General features: G+C 72.6%; 7 protein-coding genes and 1 pseudogene. 5 read left to right on the top strand and 3 right to left on the bottom strand.

What is annotated here, in order from left to right:
* Positions 1–132 (top strand): annotated as a pseudogene (locus GFD30_RS25780) (integrase core domain-containing protein); the annotation flags it as partial.
* Here GFD30_RS25780 and GFD30_RS25775 read toward each other — a convergent pair.
* Complete coding sequence (locus tag GFD30_RS25775) at positions 129–731, bottom strand: NADPH-dependent FMN reductase (protein ID WP_153028015.1); 603 nt, start codon at positions 729–731, stop codon at positions 129–131. The pseudogene GFD30_RS25780 and the gene GFD30_RS25775 overlap by 4 nt on opposite strands.
* Positions 732–916: 185 nt before the next feature.
* Between GFD30_RS25775 and GFD30_RS25770 the strand changes: the two genes are divergently transcribed.
* From GFD30_RS25770 to GFD30_RS25760, 3 genes are all read left to right on the top strand, one after another.
* Positions 917–2,287 carry an MFS transporter gene (locus GFD30_RS25770; RefSeq protein WP_153028014.1) on the top strand — a complete coding sequence of 457 codons (1,371 nt, stop codon included), beginning with the start codon at positions 917–919 and terminating at the stop codon, positions 2,285–2,287.
* Positions 2,288–2,405: 118 nt separating this feature from the next.
* On the top strand, positions 2,406–2,642 hold the full coding sequence (locus tag GFD30_RS25765; protein WP_153028013.1) for a FitA-like ribbon-helix-helix domain-containing protein: 237 nt from the start codon (positions 2,406–2,408) through the stop codon (positions 2,640–2,642).
* Positions 2,639–3,025, top strand: coding sequence for a type II toxin-antitoxin system VapC family toxin (locus tag GFD30_RS25760; protein ID WP_153028012.1), 387 nt, complete (start codon positions 2,639–2,641; stop codon positions 3,023–3,025). The genes GFD30_RS25765 and GFD30_RS25760 overlap by 4 nt, the downstream gene beginning before the upstream one ends.
* A 200-nt stretch (positions 3,026–3,225) precedes the next feature.
* On the opposite strand, the gene GFD30_RS25755 is transcribed toward GFD30_RS25760, so the two are convergent.
* Positions 3,226–6,033 carry a helix-turn-helix transcriptional regulator gene (locus GFD30_RS25755; RefSeq protein ID WP_194202124.1) on the bottom strand — a complete coding sequence of 936 codons (2,808 nt, stop codon included), beginning with the start codon at positions 6,031–6,033 and terminating at the stop codon, positions 3,226–3,228.
* Between the two features lie 702 nt (positions 6,034–6,735).
* On the opposite strand from GFD30_RS25755, the gene GFD30_RS25750 reads away from it, so the two are divergent.
* A complete protein-coding gene (locus GFD30_RS25750) occupies positions 6,736–7,239 on the top strand; it encodes a hypothetical protein (RefSeq protein ID WP_153028010.1) in 504 nt (167 codons plus the stop codon).
* A 392-nt stretch (positions 7,240–7,631) separates the two neighbouring features.
* Here GFD30_RS25750 and GFD30_RS25745 read toward each other — a convergent pair whose 3' ends face one another.
* A complete protein-coding gene (locus tag GFD30_RS25745) occupies positions 7,632–8,549 on the bottom strand; it encodes a hydroxymethylglutaryl-CoA lyase (RefSeq protein ID WP_153028009.1) in 918 nt (305 codons plus the stop codon).
* Positions 8,550–8,769 lie beyond the last annotated feature (220 nt).

Genomic DNA, 8,769 nt, shown 5'->3' with positions numbered 1-8,769 from the left:
ACCTCAGAAACCGAGCGCAGGCAAGCCCTGCCGGGCTGGCTCCACTTCTACAATCACCACCGAGCCCACTCCGCCATCGGAGGCCAGCCACCGATCACCCGACTGAACAACCTCCCCGAACATCACACCTAGTACGGGCTGGGCATCGGGGTCGCGGCGCGCGCGTTCGCGAGGGCCCGGGCCCACCAGTGCAGTTCGTCGAGGAGGGACTTCGCGGCCGGCTCGGACTCCTCGAACTTCGTGAACTCGCCGCGCTCGTCGAAGTGCTGGTAGAAGCGGGGGAACGCGATCGTGTTGCGGATGGTGAGCGTCCGCAGCTCGGGGAAGATCTGCCGCAGGTGCTGCGCGGCGTTCTGGCCGCCGGTGATCTTGCCGCCGTAGGTGATCATGGCGACGGGCTTGGCGGCCCACTCGTTCATGTAGAAGTCGATCGCGTGCTTGAGCGAGGCGGGGATCGACATGTTGTACTCGCCGGAGACCACGATGAACGCGTCGGCGCGGTGCAGCCGCTCCGAGAGGGCCGCGACGGGCGCGGACGGGTCGCTCTCGGTCGACCACATGTCGTGCTCGGCCAGGTGCTGCGGCAGGTCGGCGTCGAGCAGGTCGATGAGGTCGATGTCGAAGCCGCCGTGGCGTTCGGCGACGCCGGCGATCCAGTTCGCGGGTGCGGGCGCCCAGCGGCCCTCTCGGGTCGACCCGATGATGACGCCCAGGTTCAGCTTGTCGCTCATGTCGGTTCCTTTGCAGTCGGTGCGGTTCGGGGTCGAAATTACGGACGGACCGACCTGGACGACATCTGTCGGGCGACTGGCGGGCGACTGGATCCGCAGGTGACGGAAGGCGCGGCCGGTCCGGTCGCCGGCTCCGGTCGACCGACGGATGCGGGGCCGGTCGACTCGTCCGTACCGTCGCCGCCATGACTACGGAGACGGCGGCCCCGGAGGCCGCGACCAGGACCGATTGGGCGGCGATCCTCGCGGTCGGCTTCGCCCAGCTCACCGTGGCGGGCGGCATGTCCACGCTCGCGGTGGCCCTCCCGCTCATCCGCACCGACTTCACCGTCAGCGAGGCCGCGACGGCGTGGGTGCTCCTCTCGTACGCGCTGCCGATGGGCGCGGTCGCGATCGCGGCCGGGCGGCTCGCCGACCGGGCCGACCTGCGGGCGGTCGCGGTGTTCTCCATGGGCGCGTTGACCGTCGCGTCGGTCGCGGCGGCGCTGGCGCCGACGTTCTGGACGCTGCTGGCGGCCCGCGCGCTCGGCGGCCTCCTCGGGGGGCTCCTGTTCGGGATGACGGGGCGGATCATCGTGACCTCGGCGGCGACCGAGCGGCGGGGCCGGGCCATGTCGGTGATCTCGCTGATGATGACGATCGGCGGCATGGGCATGGTCGGCGCGGGCGGGTTCATCGTGGCCGCGTTCGACTGGCGGGGCCTGTTCTGGGTCCTCACGGCGATGTCGGCGGCGGCGCTGGTCGGCATGGCGGTCTCGGTGCCGTCCAACGGGACCGGGCTGCCGCGGCCGGACCGGGCGCTGGTGGTCGACACGCTCACCTCGGGCGGGGCGATCGCGGCGTTCCTGCTCGCGTTCGAGTACGTGGACACGGCGCCGTGGATCTCGTTGGGGGCGTTGGCGGCGAGCGCGGTGCTCGGGGCGCTGTGGGTGCGGCAGCCGACGTCGGCCGCGACGGTGGGGCTGCTGCGGTCGCCGCAGCTCGGCGGGGCGCTGCTGAGCCTGACCCTGCTGTCGGCGGTGACGGGGCTGCTGAACTTCAGCCTGCCGTTCCTGCTGACGGACGTGCAGCGGGTGCGCCCGGAGCTGGTGTCGACGGTGATGCTGACGTTCATCGGCGGCGTGGCGCTCATGACGCCGCTGTCGGGCTGGCTCGCCGACCGGTTCGGCCCGGGCCGGGTCTCGCTGGCCGGCGCCGGCCTGGTGGTGGCCGCGGTGGTGCCGCTGCTGTTCGTGGACGCGTCGACGGGCCTGGTGGACCTCGGGGTCCGGATCGGCGTGCTGGGGTCGGCGTTCGGGATCTTCTCCAGCCCGATGAACACCTACCTGCTGTCGTCGGCGCCGCCGGAGCAGTCCGGCACGGCGGGCGCGTTCATGGCGACGACCCGCACGATCGGCACCTCCCTCGGCCCGGTCCTGGCGGCCCTGGCCTGGGGCCTGGGCGCGAGCGCGGTCGATGGGTACCGCCTGTCCGCGTGGACGGTCGCGGCGATCCTCGTCCTGGGGGCGGCCCTGCAGGCGACGACGCGTCCGTGGCGGACGCCGGTCCCCGCCTGAGCGAATGAGGAGCGGCCGGCTCTCCCTCGGGCTACGATTTCCATGAGACACGCAGTCTGCATATGTCACATCTGCGATTCCCAGACTGCTACCGCGAGGAATGGTCTTGGAGACACCGATGGCGAAGAACCTGCAAGTGCGCGACCTTGACGAAGAGGTCGTCGCCGAACTCAAGGCTCGAGCAGCCCGTTCGCGCCAGTCCCTGTCGGCCTACGCTGCGCAAATCTTGACCGATGCGGTCGCCCGCCCGACGGCAGACGACCTACGGGAACGGCTTGAAGCGCTCAAGGCGATCGGTGGCGGCGCCAGCCGTGAGGACATCCTCGACGAGATCCGGAAGATGCGCGAAGCGTGATCGTGCTCGACAACTCGGCCCTCGTCGAGGCCATGGTCGGCGAGGATCCGCCGGCCGAGCTGCTCGATGACGTGTCACGGCAAGAACTCCATGCCCCGCATCTGATCGACTACGAGTTCCGCAACGCACTTCGCGGCCTGCTCCTCGGCGGCAGGATCAGCCGAGCCCGCGCCGAGGGGGCGCTGCTCGTCAAGGGCTCGATGACGCTCTACCGGTACCCGGAATCGGTCACCGGGCCGCGGGCATGGGACCTCCGGGACAACCTCAACCCCTATGACGCCAGCTATGTCGCCCTGGCCGAGCAGCTTCAATGCCCATTGGCGACGACCGACGCCAAGATAGAACACCATGTGCGCACCGTGGAGGTCAAGCTGTACCGCTGACGTCGCGAACCCCACCGGTCTCACGGTGAGATACCAGGTCCGCGATCTCGCGACCGCCGCAGTGATGAACGACTCGCCGTCCACGACCGCGACCATCACCGCGTCAAAGCGCTCGTTGAACTCGTCCAACGTCAAGGTGCGCACGTGAACATCATGCGGCAGTGGATGACCGGACGCTGCGCTCGGCGCGACGTGCCACCTTAGAGGTCGAGCTTCGCCAGTTCCGTCCGCGAGGAGACGCCGAGTTTCGGGTACGCGTTGTACAGGTGGTAGCCCACCGTGCGCGGCGAGACGAACAGCTGCTCGCCGATCTGGCGGTTCGTCAGGCCGTCGGCGGCGAGGCGGACCACCTGGAGTTCCTGCGGCGTCAGCAGCTCGGCCAGGTCCGGCTTGGCCTCGACCGCCGTCGAGTCGCCGGCGGCGCGCAGTTCGCCCTGGGCCCGCTGGGTCCACGGGACGGCGCCGAGGCGCTCGAAGACCTCCGTGGCCTCGCGCAGGTGCGCCCGGGCCTCGTTGATGCGGCGGACGCGGCGGAGCCACTCGCCGTAGACGAGCTCGGTGCGGGCCCGCTCGAACGGGTCGATGTCGTCGGCGCGGTGGAGCTCGACGGCCCGCGCGAAGTGCGTCCCGGCCTCGGCCTCGGTCGCCATGAGCGCGCGGCACCGCTCGACCAGGGCCTCCCAGTAGGAGCGGCCGGTCGCGTCGGCCCAGTCGGCGAACCAGTCGAACGCCTCCTTGACCTCGCCGAGCCGCCCGGCGCGAAACGCCGCCTCCACCAGGGTCGGGACCTGCGTGAGCACCTCCATAGGGGTGACGCCCTCGGCGATGCGCAGCAGCCGGTCGAACGCGGCCTCGTACCGCCCCAGGCCGAGCTCGAGCAGGCCGAGCGCGGTGTCGGCGGGGATCACCGAGTCCTCCGGGGCGTCCTCGATCGCGGCGGCGACGAGCTCCCGGCAGCGGCGCTCCTCGCCGCGGATCGCGGCGATCGGCAGCAGGACCCAGATGCGGCCCTGCATGAGCGCGCGGCGGTCGTTCTGCTCGTGCGCGAGCTCGATCGCGCTGGTGGCGGACGCCTGCGCGTCCGCGTACCGCCCGTAGTGGAACTGGGTCTGGGCCTGGACGAGCAGCGCCTGCACGAGCGGGCTCATCGCCCCGCGCTCGCGGCACGCCCGCACCTGCTCGGCCGCCGCCTGGTGCGCGGCCGGCACGTCCCCCGCGAGAAACCGCCAGCGCGCGGCCAGGACCTGGTCGAACGCCTGGAAGTCCTCGTGGAGCGGCTGGTAGTAGTCGTAGAGGGAGCGGAGGGCGTCGACGGCCTCGCCGGCGGTGTCGTCGGGCTGGCGGTTGAGGCCGGCCGCGGCGCGGGCGAGGCGGCGGACCCAGGCGTTGTTGGAGCCGCCGTACTTGGAGGCGAGCCCGGAGGCGTACTTCACCTTCGCGAAGTCGCCGGTCTCCCAGGCGTTCCAGACGCCGCGCAGCAGCGGGTAGCCGGTGTTCTCGTGGCCGGTGGCGGCGTAGTGCTCGGCCGATTCCATCCACACGTCGAAGCCCTTGGAGTGGCCGGCCCAGGAGAGGATCGTGGCGCGGATGAGGGCGGTGCGGGCGAGGAGGACGTGGTCGTCGGTGAGCCGTTCGGCGGCTTCGGCGAGTTCGACGGCTTTGCCGGTCATGCCTGCGGCGTAGGCGCATTGGGCGGCTTCGACGAGGCGGCGGGCCCGGCGGCAGGGGTCGGGGGTGAAGCTCGCGGCGCGTTCGAGGGCGGCCATCTCGGCGACGCAGCCGCCGCGTTCGGCCTCGTAGGAGGCGATGGCTTCGAGTGCGGCGGCGGCCTTCTCGTCGAGGCCGGTGGTGGCGGCGGCGAGGTGGCGGGCGGCGCGGATGTCGTCGTCGCCGAACGCTTCGGAGAGGGCGCGGTGGGCCTCGATGCGGCGGGCGCGCGGCGCGGAGTGGTAGGCGCTGGAGCGGATCAGGGGGTGGACGAACTCGATGCGGCCGCGGTGGTACCGCAGCAGGTCGTCCACTTCGGCCGGTTCGAGGTCGGCGAGGCTGGAGCCCATGCGCTCGGCGGCCTCGGCGATGACGGCGGTCTCGCCGGTCTCCTCGGCGGCCGCCAGCAGCATGATCGTGCGGGTGGACTCGGGGAGGGCGATGATGCGCTCGGTGAACGCCTGCTTGATGCGCGAGGTCGTGGAGTAGCGGCTGTTGGAGGTGTCGGCGAGGAGCAGCGACTCCTCGTTGTCGGCGGCCGGGAGCTCCAGGAGGGCCAGCGGGTTCCCTTCGGCCATGCGGAGGATCCAGTCGCGGCTGGTGAAGGGGATCTCGTCGGCGCGCATGTCGAGGATCGCCTGGGACGCGGGGAGGTCGAGCGGGCCGAGGGTGAGTTCGGGGATGCCGGGCGCGGGGAAGTCGGGCGCGAAGCCGTCCCGGACGACCAGGACCATGCCGATCGACTCGGTCGAGAGGCGGCGCGCGGCGAACAGGAGCGCGTTGGTGGAGTCGCGGTCGAGCCAGTGGGCGTCGTCGATGACGACGTACACGGGCTGCTTGGCGGAGGCGTCCACGAGGAGGTTCAGGAGGGCGAGGCCGACCTGGAGGGAGTGGGCGCGGCCGGTGCCGTCGGCCATGCCGAGGGCGGTGCGCAGGGCGTCGGCCTGGGCGGCGGGGAGCCGGTCGAGGCGGTGCAGGAGCGGGTGGAGCAGCATCTGGAGGCCCGCGTACGACCACGTGTGCTCGGCTTCGACGCCGAGGGTGCGCAGGACGGTGAAGCCTTCGGCGCGGGGGATGACGGCGTCGACGATCGCGGACTTGCCGATGCCGGGTTCGCCGCGGACGACGAGTGCGCCGCCGTGGCCGACGCGGGCGCCGTCGAGGAGCGCTTGGATGGTGTCGAGTTCGCGGTCGCGCCCGTAGAGGACGGCGCGCTGCGCGGGGGCGGGGGATTCGCCGTACGGCTGGGCCGCTTGGCCCTCGCGCAAGGGTTGCGGCGCAGGGCCGAAAGCAGGCGTCACGGCGACTCCATCCTCAGGACGACCGGGGACGCTCCCAGCGTAGCCACTGCGGGGGCGTTCTCGCATCTGTCATTCGACTGGGGTGGGGCGTGCTCGCGCTGACCTGGTGGAACGGCTGGGGTGACCGGGGTCGGGGACCGGTCGCCCGGCCCGGTCGTTCGACTGGGGCGCAGGCGCGCCCGCGCGCTTACCGTCGATGCCATGACCGCATCGATGGAGACCCGAGGCCCGGCCGCCGGGCGCCCCGGCCCGGCGGGCCCGGGCCCTGCCGGCGGCTCGCCCGACCACGCCGGGGGCCGCTCCGGCCGCCCGGGACGCCGCCCCGAGGGCGAGTCCGGTCCGGGTCTCCCGGCCGACGCTCCCGCTTCGGCGGGCCCGCGGCCGCCGAAGGGACGCCGGCGGACCGGCCCCGAATCGGGCCGCCCGTCCGAGTCCGCCGCCGGCTCGACGCCTCCGGTGGGCACGCGGCCGCAGCGCCGCGCTGCCTCCGCCGGACCGGTGCTCCCGGCCGCTGAGACCGCATCTTTCACTGACGACAGGACCCGTCACGCGCAGAGCCGTTCCGCGGCCGAATCCGGCCGGGATCTGCCGGCCGGACATCCGGCGGCCGACGCTCCGCGCCCGGCCTCCCGGCCGGCGCCCGGACGCCGCCCTGCACCCCGGCGCTGGGCGACCGCGCTGTGGGCGGCGTTCGCGCAGGCCGTGGCGTTCGCCGCCGCGTCGGTGACGGCGTTCCTCTCGACCGATGTCGCCGCCGCGTTCGAAGCGGGAGCCGGGATGCGGCTGTGGCCCTTGGGGGCGTTCGCGATCGGCCTGGTGGCCGCGGTGAGCGCCGTGCCGCGGACGGGCCCGCTGGGGCGGGCCCGGGAGGTCGGCGGGATCGGCGCCGGCGCCGTCGCTCTGTTGGCACTGGCGGTGGCGCTGGCGCCGGGCTTCGTGTTCGCGGTCGCCGCGGCGGGTCTCTTCGGGGCGGCGTCGGGGGTCGTGATCGCGGTGTCGGGGCGGGTGCTGGCGGACGTCGAGGTCGGCGACGGCTCGGCGTCGGTGGTCCTGTCCGCGACGTCGCTGCTGGTCGGCATCACCGCCGGGGTGCTCGCGCTGTTCGCGCTGCCGCTGTACGGGTGGCGGGGCGTGTTCGGCCTCCTGGTGGTCGCCGCGGTGCTGGCGGCCTGGAAATTCACTGAACACGTGCCGAGTGACACCTAGTGTTAGCGAACTGTGACGTGAGGTTCCTCAGAGAACCGTGGTGGCTTTGAGGTTCCGATGTCACGATGAGTCGTCCGGGTATTCGGAGGTTTTACCCGGCGCGGGCACCGGCCGTCCTGTGGCGGTGTCCGTAGGAAGGCCCTGGGGAGGTTCGAGACCCCGGGGCCTTCCCTTTTGCTGTGCGCGAATGCGTCGCCGGCGCGGCGAGCCACCGACGAGGGTGTCTGCCGCGAGCAGCACTCGAGACTCAGAACGCGTGCGCTGCAATGACCTACGCCTGCCGGACCGCTCCTCCGGGGCGGCCTCGCCCCTCAGTGGAGTCGTGCTACGGGTCACGTTCGCGGCGGGCGGCGACGGTTCCTGAAGGCGGCTTCAGGCGGCTTCAGCGCCGCTTAAGGTTGCGGCGACAGACTTGTGCGAGGTCCGGCACGGAGGACGCCGGACTCGAGCGGACGGCCCACGATCTCTTGGGCGAGTTCGGCAGTGCGGATGAGGGCGTCGAGGTCCACGCCCGTCTCCACGCCCATGTCGTGGAGCATGTGGACCACTTCCTCGGTCGCCACATTGCCGGAAGCGCCCGGGGCGAACGGGCAGCCGCCGATCCCGCCCACGCTGGCGTCGAACTCGGTGACGCCGCGGTCGAGTGCAGTGAGGAGGTTCGCGAGGGCGGTTCCCCGGGTGTCGTGGAAGTGCATGAGCATCGGCAGGTCGGCTCCGGCGCCGGCTTGCACGGCGTCGAGCAGGTCCGTGACCCGGCGGGGCGTGCCCATGCCGGTGGTGTCGCCGAATGCGACTCTGGCGGCGCCGGCGTCCTGGGCCGCTTCGACGATTCGGGCGACCTGGGCGGGGGCGATGTCGCCTTCGAAAGGGCAGCCGAAGCTGGTGGCGATGATGACCTCGACCGCGGCGAGGCGCTCGCGTGCCAGGTCGCAGATGTCGGGGAGCTCGGCGAGGGAGTCGGCAACGCTGCGGCCGACGTTGGCCTTGTTGTGGGTCTCGGAGGCGGACACGACGACTTCGACGGCGGTGAACCCGGCGTCGAGGGCGCGCTCGACGCCGCGGCGGTTGGGGGCGAGCGCGGAGTAGCGGATGCCCGGGTGCTTCTCGACGGCGGTCCACACTTCGGCGGCGTCGGCCATCTGCGGGACGGCCTTCGGGCTGACGAAGCTGACGGCCTCGATCCGGGACAGGCCGGTGCGCGAGAGCGCGTCGATCAGGCGGATCTTGTCGGCGGTGGGCACCGGCGGTTCGTTCTGCAGGCCGTCGCGCGGGGCGACCTCTCGGAGCGTCACCCGATCGGGTTGGTGCATTGCCGCCTCCGTCCGTCGTTGGACCGCTTACCCGCCCATGCTAGCCCGGCTTCCCGCCATGCGGGACAAGCCGGCAGGAGGGGAACCGGGACGCCGCGCGCGACTGCCGGAACCGTTCGACTGCACCGCGCCAGGCCGGGCGCCGGACCGACGGCGCCGAGGACGCGGTCGCGCGGGGCGGGGCGGGGCGGGGCGGGGCGGGGCGGGGCGGGGCGGGGCG

The organism is Glycomyces albidus (genome assembly GCF_009451885.1).
GTDB classification, from domain to species: Bacteria; Actinomycetota; Actinomycetes; order Mycobacteriales; family Micromonosporaceae; genus Glycomyces; species Glycomyces albidus.
Note: the sequence above shows the minus strand (reverse complement) of the source record. Positions and strands in the feature narration are given on the sequence as shown.